This window comes from Klebsiella grimontii (assembly GCF_042137965.1).
GTDB lineage: Bacteria > Pseudomonadota > Gammaproteobacteria > Enterobacterales > Enterobacteriaceae > Klebsiella > Klebsiella grimontii.
The window spans coordinates 2,584,778-2,602,098 of the sequence record NZ_CP169721.1 but is presented as its reverse complement, the minus strand read 5'-3'; the positions used below and the strand labels follow the sequence as shown (position 1 = coordinate 2,602,098).

15 protein-coding genes are annotated in these 17,321 nt (G+C 54.5%); 2 read left to right on the top strand and 13 right to left on the bottom strand.

The annotated features are described in order from the left end of the window. Positions 1 to 98: 98 nt before the first annotated feature. The 7 genes from urtE to ACE3MN_RS12300 form a co-directional block, all read right to left on the bottom strand. Positions 99 to 797 (bottom strand): urea ABC transporter ATP-binding subunit UrtE, encoded by a 699-nt coding sequence (gene urtE / locus ACE3MN_RS12330; protein WP_102649762.1) that lies wholly within the window; start codon positions 795 to 797, stop codon positions 99 to 101. 9 nt (positions 798 to 806) lie between these two features. Continuing rightward, complete coding sequence (gene urtD, locus ACE3MN_RS12325) at positions 807 to 1,604, bottom strand: urea ABC transporter ATP-binding protein UrtD (protein WP_024358056.1); 798 nt, start codon at positions 1,602 to 1,604, stop codon at positions 807 to 809. Further along, entirely contained in the window at positions 1,604 to 2,677 is a 1,074-nt protein-coding gene (gene urtC / locus ACE3MN_RS12320; protein ID WP_024358055.1) for an urea ABC transporter permease subunit UrtC, read from the bottom strand. Before urtC ends, urtD begins: the two co-directional genes overlap by 1 nt. Continuing rightward, on the bottom strand, positions 2,677 to 4,251 hold the full coding sequence (gene urtB / locus ACE3MN_RS12315; RefSeq protein WP_064411260.1) for an urea ABC transporter permease subunit UrtB: 1,575 nt from the start codon (positions 4,249 to 4,251) through the stop codon (positions 2,677 to 2,679). The genes urtC and urtB overlap by 1 nt, the downstream gene beginning before the upstream one ends. Before the next feature lie 84 nt (positions 4,252 to 4,335). Next, positions 4,336 to 5,607, bottom strand: coding sequence for an urea ABC transporter substrate-binding protein (urtA, locus tag ACE3MN_RS12310; RefSeq protein ID WP_004136305.1), 1,272 nt, complete (start codon positions 5,605 to 5,607; stop codon positions 4,336 to 4,338). A gap of 176 nt (positions 5,608 to 5,783) precedes the next feature. Then, complete coding sequence (locus tag ACE3MN_RS12305; protein WP_004136304.1) at positions 5,784 to 6,887, bottom strand: cobalamin-independent methionine synthase II family protein; 1,104 nt, start codon at positions 6,885 to 6,887, stop codon at positions 5,784 to 5,786. A 149-nt stretch (positions 6,888 to 7,036) separates the two neighbouring features. After that, positions 7,037 to 7,429 (bottom strand): rhodanese-like domain-containing protein, encoded by a 393-nt coding sequence (locus ACE3MN_RS12300; RefSeq protein ID WP_004136302.1) that lies wholly within the window; start codon positions 7,427 to 7,429, stop codon positions 7,037 to 7,039. Between the two features lie 67 nt (positions 7,430 to 7,496). Here ACE3MN_RS12300 and ftrA point away from each other — a divergent pair, with 67 nt between their 5' ends. Next, on the top strand, positions 7,497 to 8,504 hold the full coding sequence (gene ftrA, locus ACE3MN_RS12295; RefSeq protein ID WP_375364376.1) for a transcriptional regulator FtrA: 1,008 nt from the start codon (positions 7,497 to 7,499) through the stop codon (positions 8,502 to 8,504). Positions 8,505 to 8,700: 196 nt separating this feature from the next. On the opposite strand, the gene ACE3MN_RS12290 is transcribed toward ftrA, so the two are convergent. Next, positions 8,701 to 8,826 carry a hypothetical protein gene (locus ACE3MN_RS12290; RefSeq protein ID WP_223226844.1) on the bottom strand — a complete coding sequence of 42 codons (126 nt, stop codon included), beginning with the start codon at positions 8,824 to 8,826 and terminating at the stop codon, positions 8,701 to 8,703. Between the two features lie 557 nt (positions 8,827 to 9,383). Between ACE3MN_RS12290 and mgtS the strand changes: the two genes are divergently transcribed. Continuing rightward, the gene (gene mgtS / locus ACE3MN_RS12285; protein WP_004136299.1) at positions 9,384 to 9,479 is read left to right on the top strand and encodes a protein MgtS; all 96 of its coding nucleotides are present in this window, start codon (positions 9,384 to 9,386) and stop codon (positions 9,477 to 9,479) included. A 192-nt stretch (positions 9,480 to 9,671) separates the two neighbouring features. Here the strand turns inward: mgtS and ACE3MN_RS12280 are convergent, their stop codons facing one another. The 5 genes from ACE3MN_RS12280 to ACE3MN_RS12260 form a co-directional block, all read right to left on the bottom strand. Further along, on the bottom strand, positions 9,672 to 10,007 hold the full coding sequence (locus ACE3MN_RS12280) for a hypothetical protein (RefSeq protein ID WP_064342745.1): 336 nt from the start codon (positions 10,005 to 10,007) through the stop codon (positions 9,672 to 9,674). A gap of 268 nt (positions 10,008 to 10,275) precedes the next feature. Then, positions 10,276 to 10,581 carry a DUF596 domain-containing protein gene (locus ACE3MN_RS12275; protein WP_102649760.1) on the bottom strand — a complete coding sequence of 102 codons (306 nt, stop codon included), beginning with the start codon at positions 10,579 to 10,581 and terminating at the stop codon, positions 10,276 to 10,278. Between the two features lie 324 nt (positions 10,582 to 10,905). Continuing rightward, positions 10,906 to 11,451: a hypothetical protein gene (locus ACE3MN_RS12270; RefSeq protein WP_224375422.1), complete on the bottom strand. Its 546-nt coding sequence runs from the start codon at positions 11,449 to 11,451 to the stop codon at positions 10,906 to 10,908. A gap of 288 nt (positions 11,452 to 11,739) precedes the next feature. Then, on the bottom strand, positions 11,740 to 12,021 hold the full coding sequence (locus tag ACE3MN_RS12265; RefSeq protein WP_064342747.1) for a hypothetical protein: 282 nt from the start codon (positions 12,019 to 12,021) through the stop codon (positions 11,740 to 11,742). A gap of 11 nt (positions 12,022 to 12,032) precedes the next feature. Then, positions 12,033 to 17,300 (bottom strand): DUF637 domain-containing protein, encoded by a 5,268-nt coding sequence (locus ACE3MN_RS12260; RefSeq protein WP_375364375.1) that lies wholly within the window; start codon positions 17,298 to 17,300, stop codon positions 12,033 to 12,035. Between the last annotated feature and the right edge of the window lie 21 nt (positions 17,301 to 17,321).

The window sequence follows — 17,321 nt, the reverse complement described above, 5'->3', positions numbered from 1 at the left end:
CCGGGGGCGGCGCTTAACGCGCCTTGCCCGGGCTACAGGACTGCAGACTGCTGGGGACCCGTAGCCCGGATAAGGCGCCAGCCGCCATCCGGGAAGGGTTAAATGGTGACCATCCCGCGGACCCCTTCGGCTTCCATATCGCCGCCGTTGCCCTGTTGAATAATCGCGCCGCGCGACATCACCAGATAGCGATCCGCTAAACCAGCGGCGAAATCATAGAACTGCTCCACCAGCAGAATCGCCATATCCCCGCGGTTCGCCAGCTGGCGAATAACCTCGCCAATCTCCTTAATCACCGACGGCTGAATACCCTCCGTCGGTTCATCAAGAATCAACAGCTGCGGACGGCTGGCCAGCGCCCGGCCAATCGCCAGCTGCTGCTGTTGGCCGCCGGAGAGGTCGCCCCCGCGCCGCTGCTTCATGGTTTTGAGCACCGGAAACAGCTGATAAATCTCTTCCGGCACCGCGCGCGCGTCGCGGGCGGGAAAGCGGGACAGCCCCATCAGCAGATTCTCCTCGACCGTCAGGCGTGGAAAAATCTCCCGCCCCTGGGGCACGTAGGCGATTCCTGACTGTACCCGCTGGTGCGGTTTACGGTGGATGATATTCTTCTCCTGCCACAGCACCTCCCCGCTGCGCGCCGGGATCAGCCCCATCAGACACTTCAGCAAAGTGGTTTTCCCCACCCCGTTGCGCCCGAGCAGACAGGTGATCTCGCCCTGGCGGGCGGCAAAATCCACCCCGCGCAGAATGTGGCTGCCGCCATAGTATTGGTGTAGTTGATTAACCTGTAGCATCCGCGCTCCTTAGCGTCCGAGATAAACTTCAATCACCTGTTCGTTGGCCTGCACTTCCCGCAGCGATCCTTCCGCCAGCACCTGCCCCTGATGCAGCACCGTCACCCGGTCGGCGATAGTCTCGACAAAGCCCATATCATGCTCAACCACCATCAGCGAATGCTGCCCGGCCAGGGTGCGGAACAGCTCGGCGGTATATTCTGTCTCCGCATCGGTCATCCCGGCGGCGGGTTCGTCCAGCAGCAGCAGATGCGGCTCCTGCACCAGCAGCATGCCGATTTCAAGGAACTGCTTTTGCCCGTGCGACAACAAGCCCGCCGGTCGATAGCGTTCGCCCTCCAGCCGCAGCAGGCGCAGGGTTTCGCTGATTCGGTCAGCCTGCTCGCTGTTCAGACGCGCCCGCAGGCTGGCCCACACCGACTTATCGCCTTTCATTGCCAGTTCGAGATTCTCTGCCACCGTCAGCGCCTCAAAAACCGTCGGTTTCTGAAACTTGCGCCCGATGCCCTGGCGAGCGATCGCGATGGGATCGAGGGTCGTTAAGTCCACCGACTGATCGTAAAGCGCCCTGCCGCTCTGCGGCCGGGTTTTACCGGTGATCACGTCCATCAAGGTAGTTTTCCCGGCGCCGTTCGGCCCGATCACGCAGCGTAGCTCGCCGACGCCAATCTGCAGCGACAGGTTGGTCAGCGCCTGAAAACCGTCAAAGTTGACGTTAATCTCTTCCAGCTGCAGCACCGGATCGGTCTGCTCGCGAAAACGGTCCGTCGGAAGCTGGCGGGTGAAGAGCTCCTCATCCGGTTGCATCAGCGATCTCCTCTACGCAGCAGGCCAATGACCCCACGCGGTAAAAATAGCGTCACGATAATAAAAATCAGCCCGAGAAAGAGCTGCCAGTACTCCGGCATCGCCACGGTAAAGTAGCTTTTCGCGCCGTTGACCAGACCTGCGCCGAGCACCGGACCGATTAAGGTTCCGCGCCCGCCGAGCGCCACCCAGATTGCCGCTTCAATAGAGTTAGTTGGCGACATTTCGCTGGGGTTGATGATCCCGACCTGCGGCACGTACAGCGCACCCGCCAGGCCGCACAGTACGGCTGAAAGCGTCCATACCAGCAGCTTAAAGCCGCGCGGATCGTAACCGCAGAACATCAGGCGGTTTTCCGCATCCCGCACCGCCGTCAGCACGCGGCCAAATTTACTCTGCGCCAGCAGATAGCCAATCCACAGGGTGAGCAGCAGCAGCAACACCGTCGCCATAAACAGCGTCGCCCGGGTGCTGATGGCGGTGACGGAGAAACCGAGCAGCGTGGTAAAGCCGGTAAAACCGTTGTTCCCGCCAAAGCCGGTTTCGTTACGGAAAAACAGCAGCATCCCGGCGTAGGTCAGCGCCTGGGTCATGATCGAAAAATAGACGCCTTTGATTTTTGAGCGAAAGGCAAACCAGCCGAACACCAGGGCCAACAGACCGGGCACCAGCACCACCAGCAGCATGGCCCAGGCGAAATGCTGGGTGCCCCACCAGAACCACGGCAGTTCGCTCCACGATAAAAACGACATAAAGGCCGGTAATCCGTCGCCCGCCGCCTGGCGCATCAGGTACATGCCCATGGCGTAGCCGCCGAGGGCAAAAAAGATCCCGTGGCCGAGCGAGAGCATCCCGGCATAGCCCCAGACCAAATCCAGCGCCACGGCGACAATGGCGTAGCAGAGGATCTTGCCGGTCAGCGTCAGCAGCCAGGTGGAGACCGCCAGCGGATGCGTGGCCGGCAGCAGCGCCAGAAACGGCATACTCAACAGCCCCAGCAGCAGCACGACGCCGAGCCAGCGTAGCGGGCGCGGCGCTTTACGCGCCAGCGTTAAGGTAATAGGTTGGCTCATCAGTCAATAACCCTCCCTTTGAGGGCGAACAGTCCCTGGGGACGTTTCTGGATAAACAGGATAATCAAGACCAGGATCAGGATTTTGCCCAGCACGGCCCCCATCTGCGGTTCAAGGATTTTGTTAAAGATGCCAAGACCGAACGCCGCTGCCACGCTGCCGGCCAGCTGCCCAACGCCGCCGAGCACCACCACGAGGAAGGAGTCGATAATATAGCCCTGGCCCAGCTCCGGCCCAACGTTGCCGAGCTGCGACAGCGCGACGCCGCCCAGCCCGGCAATCCCCGAGCCGAGGCCAAACGCCAGCATATCGACGCGCCCGGTCGGCACGCCGCAGCAGGCCGCCATCGCGCGGTTTTGCGTCACCGCCCGCACGTTCATCCCCAGCCGGGTCTTGTTCAGCGTCAGCCAGGTGAAGAGCAGCACCAGTAGCACAAAGGCCAGCACCGCCAGACGGTTCCACGGCAGGATGAGATTCGGCAGAACCTGCACGCCGCCGGAGAGCCACGCCGGATTGGCGACTTCAACGTTCTGCGCGCCGAACAGCATTCGCACCAGTTGGATGAGCATCAGGCTGATGCCCCACGTGGCGAGTAGCGTCTCCAGCGGGCGCCCGTAGAGATGGCGGATCACGGTGCGTTCCAGCGCCATACCAATACCGCCGGTGATCAGGAATGCCACCGGCAGCGCAATCAGCGGATAGAAGGCCAGCCACTGCGGAGCCAGCTGCGCCAGCGCCTGCTGCACCAGCCAGCAGCTGTAGGCGCCAATCATCAGCATCTCACCGTGGGCCATATTGATCACCCCCAGCAGACCGTAGGTGATGGCCAGGCCGAGCGCGGCGAGCAGCAGGACCGAGCCGAGGGACAGGCCCATAAAAGCCTGGCCGAGAAGATCGCCCAGCAGCAGGCGATGCTGGATTTTGCTCAGGCTCTCCTGGGCCGCCGCGCGAATCGCCGGGTCTGGCTCATGTTGCGCATCGGTATACGGCGTCAACAGCGCCTGGGTTTCCGGGTCGCCGGAGTGGCCGAGCAGCGCGATGGCCGCCAGCCTCTGCGCGGGCTGCGGGCTGGCAAGCTGTAAACGGGCCAGCGCAATTTCCAGCTGCGATTTCACCGCGCCGTCGCTTTCCGCCGTCAGACGCTGCTGAAGCAGACCCGCCATCTCGGGCGTCGCTTCGCGCTGCAGGGTTTTCACCGCCGCCGCCCTTTCTGTGACGTTGTCACTTACCAGTAAATGCGTCGCCAGCGCGCCTGCCGCCAGGTTACGCAGGCGGTTGGTCAGGCGTACCGGTTTTGTCCCCCCCTCGGGCGCCGCAACCGCGCCCAGCGCCAGCAGCGTTTCCCCCTGCTTGCTGAACGCATGACCGCCGCTGTCCGATTGTAATGTTTCGCTCTTCAGCGCCCGCAGCAGCGGTAAACGCGAGGCTTCGGGCGCGGCGGCCCACCGTTCAAGCAGCTGAGCCTGCTGGCTGCGATTGGCCGCCACAAAATCGTCGGCGTCCGCTGCCTGCGCCCGCCACGGTAGCAATACCATGAGCAGCGCGAAGTAACACATGAGGCGCAATGCGTTCATGGTCGTTCTCCTTTTCGGGGAAATCCGGGCTTTGGGCCCGGAGGACTGAGTCAATCACCCCGGCGCAGCGCCGGGGTCTGGCGCTTAGTTGCTGGCGGTTTTCACCGGGTGATCCGGCTTTTTGTCATTACCGGCAATCCACGGGCTCCACGGCTGGGCGCGTACCGGTTCTTCGGTCTGCCAGACCACGTTAAACTGGCCGTTGCTTTCGATTTCGCCGATCATCACCGGTTTATGCAGATGGTGGTTGGTGGCATCCATGGTCAGGGTAAAGCCTGACGGCGCCTTAAAGGTTTGCCCGGCCATCGCTTCGCGCACTTTGTCCACATCGGTGGTGCCCGCTTTGGTCACCGCCTGCGCCCACATGTGCAGGCCAACCCACGTCGCTTCCATCGGATCATTGGTTACGACGGTATCGGCGTTCGGCAGCTTGTGGGCTTTGGCGTACGCGCGATAATCGGCGACAAACTGTTTGTTGGTTGGGTTATCAACGGATTCAAAGTAGTTCCACGCCGCGAGGTTGCCCACCAGCGGTTTGGTATCAATGCCGCGTAGCTCCTCCTCGCCCACGGAAAAAGCCACCACCGGCACGTCTGTCGCTTTCAGGCCCTGGTTGGCCAGCTCTTTATAGAACGGGACGTTGGAATCGCCATTGATGGTAGAAACCACCGCCGTTTTGCCGCCGGCGGAAAATTTCTTGATGTTGGCGACGATAGTCTGATAGTCGCTGTAGCCGAACGGGGTATAGACTTCTTCGATATCTTTATCCTGAATCCCTTTGGCATGCAGGAAAGCGCGGAGAATTTTGTTGGTGGTGCGCGGATAGACGTAGTCGGTACCCAGCAGGAAGAAGCGTTTCGCCCCGCCGCCGTCTTCGCTCAGCAGGTATTCCACCGCCGGAATTGCCTGCTGGTTTGGCGCCGCGCCGGTGTAGAACACGTTCGGCGACATCTCTTCGCCTTCGTACTGTACCGGGTAGAAGAGCAGACCGTTCAGCTCTTCAAACACCGGCAGAACCGATTTACGCGATACGGAGGTCCAGCAGCCGAACACCGCCGCCACCTTATCCTGGGTCAGCAGCTGCCGTGCTTTTTCGGCGAACAGCGGCCAGTTTGACGCCGGGTCCACCACGACAGGTTCCAGTTTTTTACCCAGCACGCCGCCTTTGGCGTTGATGTCGTCGATAGCCATCAGGGCAACATCTTTCAGCGGGGTTTCAGAAATCGCCATCGTCCCGGAAAGCGAGTGCATAATGCCGACTTTAATGGTGTCGGCGGCATAAACCTGCAGGGAGAAGCCCATGCTGATAACAGAGGCGGAGAGAGCAAAAGCTTTTAATAATGTACGACGCTGCATGTGTGTCACTCCTGAATAGCGCAAAGACAAAAAATGAATTAACGACTAACCGGAAGTGATAAGGCAAAAACAATGCCAGGTTGCGAAATAGCCTGAAAGCGCGGCGGAATATGGGGGAAATAAAAGGGAGTGCGCCGCGTTGCCTTAAAATAGTGCAACGCTGCGCTATGAAGAGATTACCAGACCTGTGCGGCGATGCCGGTAACCAGGCGGACTTTGTCCCACTGCTGGGCTTCCGTCAGGGAATTCCCCTCTTCGGTGGAGGCAAAGCCGCACTGCGGGCTGAGGCAGATCTGCGCCAGCGGGACGTACTGCGCCGCTTCCCGCAGGCGAGCCTTCACGCCTTCCGGGTTTTCCAGCTCGCCGTTTTTAGTGGTGATCAGCCCCAGCACCACCTGCTGATGGCCGGGACGAATATAGCGCAGCGGCGCGAAGTCGCCGGAGCGGTCGTTATCATATTCGAGGAAAAACGCGTCGATGTTAACGCCGCCGAACAGCACTTCGGCTACCGGCTCGTAGCCGCCCTCGGAGATCCAGGTCGAGCGGAAGTTACCGCGACACACGTGCAGGCCAACGGTCAGATCCTCCGGCTTCCCTTCCAGTGCCTTATTCAGGACGCGGGCATAAATGCGCGCCAGTTCATCCGGATCTTCGCCGCGATCGCGAACCTGCTGACGCTGTTCATCAGAGCACAGGTAGGCCCAGACGGTGTCATCGAGCTGTAAATAGCGGCAGCCCGCATCGTAGAAGGCGCGAATGGCGTCGCGCCAGGTGGTCGCCAGGTCATCGAAATAGTCGGCGAGGTCCGGATATACCGTCGCGTCGATATCTTTGCGCCCGCCGCGGAAGTGAAGCACGCTCGGGCTGGGAATGGTCATTTTCGGCTGCGCGCTGCCGCTGACGCTCTTCAGATAGCGAAAATCTTCCAGCATCGGGTGATCGCCGAAGGCCAGTTTACCGGTGACGCGAACCCCGTGCGCTTTGGTCTGTACCCCGTTGAACTGGATACCTTTTTCTGAATCGTAGCGCTCAACGCCCTGTAAACCGTCAAAGAAATCAAAGTGCCACCACGCGCGGCGAAACTCACCGTCGGTCACCACGTGCAGCCCGCACTCGCACTGCTGCTGCACCAGATGGCGAATCGCCTCATTTTCTATCTGCCGCAGCTGCTGCGCGTCAATAGCGCCTGCGGCCAGCTGCTGGCGGGCCTGTTTGATGGCGTCCGGACGTAAAAAGCTGCCGACGATATCTGCGCGGAACGGGGCCTGATGACGTTGCATGGTGTCTCCTTAGCGGCGGGCAAGGTTAGTTGCCCACCGTGATAGTTCATTATTTGAATTTTTAGACTTCTGGATGGCTATACGTCCAGATACTGGCATGCTGAGGATTCATCGGCAAACGACAATATTTCATGGCACATGAAATAAATTCATTTTGCGAAGGGCAAGCCTTCATCTTCCCAGCCGGTCAGGCCGCCGAGCATCATTTTGACCGGACGCCCCAGTAGCGCCAGCTTCATGGCGGCGACGTCCGCCCCGTTGCAGTGCGGCCCGGCGCAGTAGACCACAAACAGCGTCTCCTGAGGCCATTGCGCCATTCTGGCTTCATCTATCTGGCGGTGCGGTAAATGCAGGGCGCCCGGGAGGTGCCGACGGGCAAAGGTTTCCTCACTGCCGACGACATGTAGAAGAACAAAATCTACGTCTCCTTCGCGCATCGCGCTGTAGACATCGGCGCAGTCGGTCTCGAGGCTTAGCTTATGACGAAACCAGGCGGCAGCGTCGGTAGAACTGGCGGGGGCAATCGCGGTTACAACACTCATGGCATCTTCTCCTTGTCTGTGATACCACTACTTTAATTAACCGCCTGCGCGACATCTGCCGAGAACCATGACTGATAACGCTGAAATCATGACAATTCCATCCGTGACGTTGTCACATCATCGGGTTGTTGCTCTGGCCTACGATGGCCTGTGTACCTTTGAATTTGGCGTCGCCGTCGAGATCTTTGGCCTGCCGCGCCCTGAGATGGGTGAGCGCTGGTATCGTTTTGCTGTGGCCGCCGTCGACGAAGGCGAGCTGCGGGCGACCGGCGGGATTCGGCTGATGACCGACGGCGGCATGGCGCTGTTAGGCGAAGCGGACACCATCGTGGTGCCGGGCTGGCGCGGTATCGACTCCCCCGTGCCGCCGCGGCTGTGCGAAGCGCTGGTCGCCGCCCATGCGCGAGGCTGCCGGATCATTTCTATCTGCTCCGGGGTTTTCGTTCTGGCCGCCGCCGGGTTGCTGAACGGCCGCCAGGCGACCACCCACTGGCGCTATACCGACCAGCTGCGGGCGCGGTTTCCGCAGATTGAAGTGGTCGATGACGTGCTGTACGTCGGCGCAGAAGGCGTAATGACCTCGGCAGGCAGCGCCGCGGGTATCGATTTATGTTTGCACCTGGTGCGCGAGGACTTTGGCCTCGACGCGGCGAATCTTGTCGCCCGACGCCTGGTGGTTTCCCCCCATCGCGACGGCGGGCAGGCGCAGCAGATTGTTCGCCCGGTGGCTAAAGCGCGGGAGAGTCTGCGGCTGGGGCAATTATTTGATTTTCTACATCAGAATCTCGCCGCTAGCCACACCGTGGCATCTCTGGCGGCAAGAGCCGGCATGGGCCCCAGGACGTTTTTGCGCCGTTTCGAAGACGCCACCGGCAAAACCCCTGCCCGCTGGCTGCTTGACGAGCGCCTGCAGCGCGCCACGCAGCATTTAACCCACAGCCGGCTGAGCGTTGAACAGATTGCCGAGCTTTGCGGTTTTTCTAACGCCAGCACCCTGCGCCACCACTTTCGCCAGCAGTTTGGTCTTAGCCCGTTGCAGTATCGAAAAAGGGAGCAAACTGACCGGACAGACTAGTGCCAACGCGTTGATGTAGACCAAAAGCTTTAAACCGCTTATTAATTCCACCATTAGGCTGAATGTCGCCGCAGATGTGGTGTTCCTTTACAGCGCTTAAATTAGCCTACGGAAAGGGTCGTTGTAATAGAAATAAACCGCCCGGGTGAACTGACCCCATAATATTGGGCGGTTTTTATGAATAGCCAGATGGTAATTATTTAATCGCATCCGGGTCTTCAGGATCTACCGGATCGTTTACGTCCGGACTTTCAGGTAAATCTTCGTCAGGTAAAGGGTCTGTACCCGGGAGCGGTTCAGTAATATCAGGACGTTCTACCATAATGCCTCCTTAAACAACTTATGTAAGAATTATTTACTTTTGTTCGGTTTCTGGCTGCCTTTATCATCTTTAGGCATTTTTTGAGGCTGTTTAGGCTGATCTTTCTCTGAATTTACAGTTGAAGATTTCATGGGCAACTCCATTAGGATATGCAGCGTTGTGCTACTCGTTAACTATAGAGCATAATTATTTTTAATTGCGGCCTTACTCAATAAATCATTGTTCAACACCGTAATTTTTAATATCAGCATTGATATCGTTAAAGATTATTTATAAAGTATTTTTTTTACCGCTTATGCTTGTTAATTATTAATTTACAGCTGTTTGGTGTGGTTTCGCCAACGCCACAACCTGCGCCAGCAGTATGCGCTTAGCCCATCGCAGTAGCTAAAAAGTGTGCAGCCTGACGGAAATTCGGCTTTTTCGCCTGTAAAATAGTCACTTCCGGCAATTTGTTAAGCATTTGTTTAGATTGCGCAGGTTAAGATATATTCAACAACCGTAAACCTGTTGAATGAGGACAACTTAGCGCATAGCAAAGCTTATGGAGGTTAATCATGCTGGGAAATATGCATGTATTTATGGCAGTTCTGGGAATCATTCTGTTCTTTGGATTTCTTGCCGCGTATCTAAGCCACAAATGGGATGACTGATGAACGACGATAATCCCCACCCGTAAACGCCCCCTGCTGCTGATGCACCTGGGGGCGTTCCTTTTTTGGCTTGCGTCGTTATTTCTCTACGAAACTCATATCCGTCCTTTTCCTGTAGACCCTGACTCAAGACGATCTTTCCATCAGCGTTGGGTACTAACTTAATTGTTATCATTACGGTATATATGAATCCTATCTTATTACTGGCCCATCCCACTCAAGTTTATGCCGCATTTCTTCCGGAACAAGAGAGAAGAGCATTGAAAGTCGTTGCAACTGCTCGTTATAAAGTACGCTCTTTTTCACATCACACATTTCATAGTAGTTCTTCGCCCCCCAATTTAAAAAATCAATGTCCATATCATTAAAATACTCATTCTTAAGTAAAAAAGAAAATTTATGAATAAGCTGAGCCTCATAATATATTGATTTATCTAAACATTTTAATAACCCACTCTTGGTTGCAACACGATTTATTTGTTGTATAGAACTCTGGTAAATCTCAAGGTATACGCCTTTTTTTTCCATACTTCCTATGCCTTCATACTTGAATTACACTCTAATTGCTTCACCCCTGAGAGCCTAAACAATCTTTAGCATTAAACACTTAAAACGTCTAACAGCAAGGGCCATTCCATTCAAGCAACCCTTTCATTTCTTCGGGAACCATAGCAAATAACAAAGAAATCCTTTTCACCTGAGAAGGATAAAGAATACTCTTATTTTTGTCACAGTTTTCATAATACCATCTAGCCCGGGAATTTAAAAAACTTGGTAGTAGGTTAAAATATCTTTACTAAGTCCAATCCTGATAGCCGTTTTCATGAATCCAGAAAATTCCAGCCGGACAATTTTCACTTAAAAACCAAAACCCCTCAAATGCATCACAATTCATATCATCCTCAGTTTTAGGAAATGCCCTTTCAAAAACCTCGATCTGCTTGTCGATGCTTCCAGGGAGAAACTTCCCGTGGCGAGCAAGTTTGATCTCACCATCTTCCAATAAACGCCAAATGAACCAGATATAAAGCGATTTTTCTTCTTGATAGGTTAGCTTACAGGCACCATCAACACTATCTGGGTCGATATTTTTCCATAACATAGTCGTAGAAGCCCCTCGCAGTAACTCTTTCCGATCCTGGTATTGTTCTTCGGTTAAATATGTCACTGTACCTCTCCCCTATCTAAATCCCACTTCAAATCTATTCAATGATGTCTTAGAGACAGATTTAATATCAGCATTCTCAATGATTTCAATTGTCCATCTTGCTCCAGTTATCTCTGAGGAAGTTGAAAAATTCCAGAATGTTGATTGTCTGATTATCGTTTATCTTTGCATACATCAGCCTCCCTTCAGAAAGAACGCTCTCTTTAAATGGTATTCCACCAGTTAAAGATGTAGCAAAACTAATAATTTCATCCTCAGTCAATTTTTCTGAAGCAAAAACTTTAGTCCTACCCCTTGTGTCACTCCCTCCGGGGCCAAAACTTGCTGTAAAGATTTCCCAAAAACATTTAATTCAGCGTTTGGGTTTTGTTTATTAAAAACACCTACTAATTTGGCGGTGTTATCTCTTTGCAGGCTTTTGACATAATCTGCCGTTTTCGTAGAAAGATTAGCCCCGGAGGCTGTTTCTCCTTTGATAAAGCTGGCAACAGGCTGGGTATTGAACCTTTTTGGTTGATTAAACTCATCGAAAACGTTCACCAGCTGTCGACCCAGCGTCTTCATGCTGTCTTCGGTTTTACCCAGAATAAATGTGCTGCCAGCCGTTATAGCGCCTGTACCAATGATGGCCTCTGGTGCCACAATGTCTGCCGCATAAATACCCGCCTGATTCAGACAAAGCGCGGGGTTGGTTTTACACCCGGCAATCGCCAGTCGTGCGACCAGAACCAATTCTGGCGCAGCTCCCACCAGAGTCACACCTCCCACAGCGAGTAACAGACCACCATCACCTATGGTTGCCACTATCGAGGCTTCTTCCCGCCTGGCCTGAACACGCTTCGCCGCCGCCGTATCTCCTTTGCTTGCTGCCAGAATATCCCGCTGATTATCCAGGGCATACTGATCTTACCCACGTAATGTGGACACAGCCCTAAGCGAGATTCTGGTTTTCAAACTGTTCCGGGCTGAGACCGCCGCATCTCACGCGTTAGCTGCTTCTCCTCCTCCCCGTAAGGGAAAAACCTAGTTCTAATCAAAAAACATGGTCAGAAAAACTTTGAAATATTTCCTGTTCCCTGACCAGTTTTAAACTCACCTATTATTCAAGATGTTAATTAACTTTGCTATGGCATCGTGTTTTTCTTCATCTGGATCTAGCAACAAGTTAAAAACTTGGTCATCCAACTCCAAGTCATAGATATCCATCCCCACCCATCCCTGCGACCAAAAATCAATCGCTCCAACTTTATTTTTCCCTTTAAATTCAACACGTTCCAGTTTTCCAAAATCTCCTTCGGGGAAGGTAGAATATGTAAACTCATATCCTTCCAAATGTGGCTCTATATTTTCTTTAAAATATTCCACTCTCATCATAAAATGATTACCTATTTTTTGTCCAAAATCACAATATTCTTAACATCGGGTGACTGAGTGCCCCCTTGCTTGTTCAGCAATAATTGCTGTGAAGCATTTGCATCTGGCCCAATTAGTTTGAACCAACCATCTTTTCCACCTTTTAATAAGCTGCTCGTAGGAACGTCAAACTCAACATAAATCGATCCAGGAGATGCAGCCCCCTTATAATCTAAAACGCCATTGGTAGACACAAAAGTTTGCCCTCCCCCCCCTTGAACAACTTTTCCTGTAAGTTGCATTTTATTAAACTCAGCAGGCGACATCCATCTCCCCACACGAGAGAATGTTGCTTCTTTAACATTTTTTGTAGCATCATTTAATGAAGATATGGTTTTAGCCGATAAGCTAAAACCAGCAATTTCTTTATTAACAATTTCAGTAACAGGCTGAACATTGAATGCCATGTTTTTTATAGCATCCTCAGCTGTATTTGTAGCTTGTTGAGCTAGTTTTTTCGTACTGTCAATGGTTTTTCCCACAACCAGTGTGGTACCGGCGACGATTGGTCCTGTTCCTATTATTGCTTCGGGCGCGATAATGTCGACAGCATAGATACCCGCCTGATTTACGCATATTGCTGGGTTAGTTTTACATCCTGCAATAATCAGACGAGCGGCTAAAACTATTTCGGGCGCAGCCCCCAGGATTGTTAATCCTCCGGCGGTGACAGCCAAGCCACCGCCAGCAGTAACAGCAACCATAGTGGCAGCCTCCAGCCGGGCCTGAACACACTTCACCGCCGCCGTATCTCCTTTACTGGCTGCCAGAATATCCCGCTGATTATCCAGGGCATACTGCTGCAACATATGTTCCGTCATGTTGTAGCGAAATACGTTCTGAGCACTATCCGCACCGCTGTATACACCTTCTGGTGTGTGCGTAATCAGCGCACCAGTCAACGCGCCAATCACGCGTGCCGTCTGCTCTTTTGCCTCGTTACCCTTTAAGGCTTCCTGCAACCGCAGTAACTGACGTTCCCGTTCATTCAGATTAGCCGGCTCAAACAAAGAACTTTGCATGATAACCCCGGCCAGCTCCGCCGCTAACGCTCCGGCAGCGGCCCCTTTCCCGTCACCACGACCAATTTCAGCGCTGATACCCGCGACCACCGCATGGCTCAGCGATTTACCCGGCACGCCCAGTATCTCGCCGTTATCGCCAATCAGCCCGGCCCCTTCGGCATTAATCTGGTTGCCAATATTCGCCAGCAGGGCATTAGTCAGGTTATCCTTAAAACTGCCGCCATTGATGGCTGTGTTCAGGCTTGAGCTGATAACCGACTGGCCGGCCACGCGCTGGACGATTTTTCCCCATCCCTCGTTTTTGACCAGCGCCGGTAACTGGGCCTTGTCGGGCGGAACATCAATATTCATGACCTTATCAAAGCCCGCCAGCGCGCCCCCGATAACCATAGAGGTGGCCAGCGATTTGACCGAACTGCTGCTTCCCAGCGCCGACAGCGTTTTTGACAGATTTCCCTGATTTTCCACCAGTGCCACGGCGGCCTGTGCAGCCAGCGAAGACATCCCGGCTGTAACCGCGCCGGTCGTTACTGCGCCACCACCCACGGTGGAAGTTACTGAAGATGCAACTGTCGCCGCCAGTGAACTGCCTGCGGTGGCCGCAGCTGCTGCGATAGCGATTACTGCCGCCACTGCCGGATTCAGGCTCTGACTTTTATAATTCCAGCTGTCGTAAGCATCTTTAACCGTATTCCACTGAACATCGCTGCGTGAATTCAGTCCCTTCAGCCACTCTGTACCGGGTAACGCCGCCAGAGCAGTAATCGCGCCCAGCAAAGCCTGACCATTTTTCGCTTTGATATCGGCACTGATACCGCTGGCCGCGTTGACCGTCAATTTTCCGCCAGCATGAACAGACGGAAGCACCCATTTTCCTTCGCTGTAGCCTTTATTTGCCTGTTTGATATAGAAGCCTTTCGAGGTGCTGACAGTCTGCTCGAAAGTGGTGTTTTTCACGGCCAGGAAATTAACTTTGCCGTTGGTACTGGTCAGCGTGGCGTTCTTTTTTGCCTCGATTTTACTGGCTTCATAGGTACTGTCATCGCGACTCAGCAGGCTGAGATTGCCTCCCGCAATAAACTCCGTCACCCGGTTGGTGGTGGTGTGTTTCGTTTGTTTGACGGTGGTTTTCTTACCCCACCACTTTCTCTTCGTGGTTTGACGTTCGTAATGACTGGACTCTTCCATCGCCTGGGCATAGAGCCAGCCACCTTTTGCTGCAACATCCATCGCCCCTTTTGCCAGTAAACGCGATGCCTGAAAAAGAATGCTGCCACCCGAGATAACCGTCAGTGCTCCACCTGAATTCAGCGTGACGCCTGTCTGGCTAACGCTTTCCGTCCAGCTGTTCCTGGACTCACGGTATACCGTCCCCCGGGCGGACTGAAACTGCATATTCCCGCCGGATGTCAGCGTTATGTTACCGTCAGAGGTCAGCGTACTGCCGTCAGCCTGGATACCCCCGTTTGCCGCCAGAGTCAGGCTTTTCGCACCGTGCAGGCGGGTCAGTACGTTGAGTTCATCCCTGTTATTGTCATTACTACTGTCCGTTACGCCATATCCGTATGCGCCCAGCCAGAGAAGTTTCCCTGCCTGCAGCGTCGCGGTTTTCCTGGCGACAATATGAGCGCCCTGCACGCCGATATCTGCCGCTGAGCTGATGAGCAGATTACTTCCTGCTTTCAGGTTGCTGCGTAATTCAGGTATCCGGCTGTCCGGAAAAAACTCACTGTAGAGGTCACTCAGGCTCCGCATGTTCAGGTCAGTATTGGCAGCCGATGAGAGGCTGATATTCCCGCCGGCTTCGAGCCCTGCACCATACAGAGACAGACGCCGGCCGCTCAGGGTGATATCACCCGAAGCACGCAGCGGCTCTCCCGGTAACATCCGGTTAAACAGCTCCTGCTTGCGGGCGTAGGTCAGGACTGCACCAGGTCGCCCGTGCCACAGCATGGCGTCATTTTTATCAAACGTGATATCCCCATTGGCAACCAGAGAAATATTCTGGCTCAGGGCAGGAAAACGCGTGTTCCTGAGCAGAATATTACCACCTGCGGTGAGTGATAAATCACGTGAAGCCTCCAGGCTTCCCAGCCAGCGTAGCCCGTCAGAATGGAAAAAGTTGGGCCACTCGCTGGTATGAGAGGTGACATCACCGCCGCGACTGACCAGGGTAATGTTCTGTCCTTTGAGCTCACTCTGCCAGGACTCAACACTTACGCCCGCCAGAACCGAGATATCCTTTCCGGCCGTCATCAGCGCCAGCGCCATTTTTGTGCCACGGTCTGACTGTAAGGTAATATCCCCTGAGGCCTTCATCACATCGGTGGTAACAATGCTTCCGGCGCGCAGCAGGATATTTTTTGCCGTCATCGTGTCAGGCCGGGCTATCACTCCCGAATACTGAACGTTCGTGACGTAGGGCTCTTTACTCTCAATACGTTCAGAAAAATCAGCAACCAGATTTCCTCCGGCACTGATGCGTGAAACCAGCAACCGGCCTGGTATCCAGTCTGTTGTCTCTCCGGTATGGCGAAATTTAACAACTTCCTTGGTGTGAATTAAATCGCCGGGGAAAGTCCCGCCGCCCTGTGGCTCCGGGGACAGACTGCCAATATATGGATTATATACATAGGTCAGATACTTACCCAGCACACCTTCGAAACGACTTTCACTGACAAGACTGCGACCGGTAAGCACCGCATCCCGGCCTGCGGAGATGTCCCCCAGACGGTTAATGAGGTCGCCGGCATTGAGATAAAGATTATTTCCTGCACTGATAACCGGGCGGGCTCCTTCTGTCTGCGCCGTATAATGTTGTTTTTCAGTCTGGAGGACAGCCAGGTTTTTGAAATCGACACTACCAAACCACTTATCCGGCTCGCCAGCGTCCATATCTCCCACGACATGGGCTATACCCTGCCCTCTGCCGCTGTTGAAAGGATGCCAGCCCAGTCGGGAGTCTGAAACCTGTGCTGTCGTGGGTCGCTCGGTCCGGACGACGGTGTCAGCTTTACTTATCGTATTTTCCAGACGGTCAGTCCTGATAACCAGGTCACCCGTGTTCGTTTTTATCGTCGCCGACCGGTTCTCCACCAGACTGGCTTTATTACCCTGAGCATCCTTCTGTATCCACAGATTTTTGTGGCTGTGTAATGACGCACCGTTTCCCGTGTTGCGCACCGTTGACGCAAATACCCGCATATCCCCGTGGGCAGTGGTGCTGCTCCGGTTATCCACTGTGGTCGCCGCCAGCGTCATATCACGTTCAGCGCGCACGCTGAACCCGGCTGGCGTGACGATATCCCGCCCGCTGACGTTCAGGTCAGTCTGCGCCTTAACGTTACTGAGGGTGATTTTTCCGGCCGTCGTCAGGGAAATGTCCCGCTGAGTGGATGTCACATTGCTCAGGTTGACGCCGACCCCGGCTTCGGTGGCGACCAGGCGGATTTTACCGGCATACATGCCGCCAAGCGCCTTTGTATCGACAGCAAGCTGAGGCTTTGCACCCTCACCGGCAACGGGTTTTACCGTGCCGTCCTTAAAGCTGACCCGGTTCGCTCCCTGAGTCAAGGTGAGGGTTTTCGCGTTAATTTTGCCGTTCAGTTCAGTGGCCCGGCTGATGACATCAACATATTCAGCGCCGGCCCCATCCAGGCCGTTACCGCCGATAATCACCGCACCTTTTTTGACTTCAAGGGCATCGAGCGCCCCTTGTTTATCAAACTGCGGTTTGCCCGTCGTCAGAGTGACTGACGGGGTATTGATGAAACCACATCCGTCACAGGTGATGCCATTCGGGTTGGCAATCATCACGCCGGCTTTATTGCCGAAGACTTCCAGCCTGCCTTTCAGTTCAGAACGGTTGCCGCTGGTCACCTCGTTAATAATCAGTTCGGCCGGTTTACCTTTGAGTCTGGCATTGCCGTTGTCGATGGTGACGCCGAGCTGTGTTTTCCCGCCCTGCGTGGCGTTATTCAGCACCGCGCCCGGCATTCCCACGTTAAAATCCTGGTAGGTGTTGTGCGATATACCGGCCGCGTTGGGCGTGGCGATATTCACCACCGGGACATTACCGGGTTTCATCGCGACCTGAGTGTTGCCATTCGCGGCAGTGATACCCGTGGCAATGGCGGGATGCAGAGGCTGAACGGCGATGAGGTATATCAGCAGCCAGCTGGCCCCACGGGCCAACGGATGTGCGAGTTTATCCATGTCAGAACATCCTGTATTAAG

What these genes read in the sequence shown, in the direction of transcription:
- urtE (WP_102649762.1), bottom strand. Translation starts at nt 797, where the DNA reads ATGCTACAGGTTAATCAACTACACCAATACTATGGCGGCAGCCACATT.
- urtD (WP_024358056.1), bottom strand. Translation starts at nt 1,604, where the DNA reads ATGCAACCGGATGAGGAGCTCTTCACCCGCCAGCTTCCGACGGACCGT.
- urtC (WP_024358055.1), bottom strand. Translation starts at nt 2,677, where the DNA reads ATGAGCCAACCTATTACCTTAACGCTGGCGCGTAAAGCGCCGCGCCCG.
- urtB (WP_064411260.1), bottom strand. Translation starts at nt 4,251, where the DNA reads ATGAACGCATTGCGCCTCATGTGTTACTTCGCGCTGCTCATGGTATTG.
- urtA (WP_004136305.1), bottom strand. Translation starts at nt 5,607, where the DNA reads ATGCAGCGTCGTACATTATTAAAAGCTTTTGCTCTCTCCGCCTCTGTT.
- ACE3MN_RS12305 (WP_004136304.1), bottom strand. Translation starts at nt 6,887, where the DNA reads ATGCAACGTCATCAGGCCCCGTTCCGCGCAGATATCGTCGGCAGCTTT.
- ACE3MN_RS12300 (WP_004136302.1), bottom strand. Translation starts at nt 7,429, where the DNA reads ATGAGTGTTGTAACCGCGATTGCCCCCGCCAGTTCTACCGACGCTGCC.
- ftrA (WP_375364376.1), top strand. Translation starts at nt 7,497, where the DNA reads ATGACTGATAACGCTGAAATCATGACAATTCCATCCGTGACGTTGTCA.
- ACE3MN_RS12290 (WP_223226844.1), bottom strand. Translation starts at nt 8,826, where the DNA reads ATGGTAGAACGTCCTGATATTACTGAACCGCTCCCGGGTACAGACCCT.
- mgtS (WP_004136299.1), top strand. Translation starts at nt 9,384, where the DNA reads ATGCTGGGAAATATGCATGTATTTATGGCAGTTCTGGGAATCATTCTG.
- ACE3MN_RS12280 (WP_064342745.1), bottom strand. Translation starts at nt 10,007, where the DNA reads ATGGAAAAAAAAGGCGTATACCTTGAGATTTACCAGAGTTCTATACAA.
- ACE3MN_RS12275 (WP_102649760.1), bottom strand. Translation starts at nt 10,581, where the DNA reads ATGTTATGGAAAAATATCGACCCAGATAGTGTTGATGGTGCCTGTAAG.
- ACE3MN_RS12265 (WP_064342747.1), bottom strand. Translation starts at nt 12,021, where the DNA reads ATGATGAGAGTGGAATATTTTAAAGAAAATATAGAGCCACATTTGGAA.
- ACE3MN_RS12260 (WP_375364375.1), bottom strand. Translation starts at nt 17,300, where the DNA reads ATGGATAAACTCGCACATCCGTTGGCCCGTGGGGCCAGCTGGCTGCTG.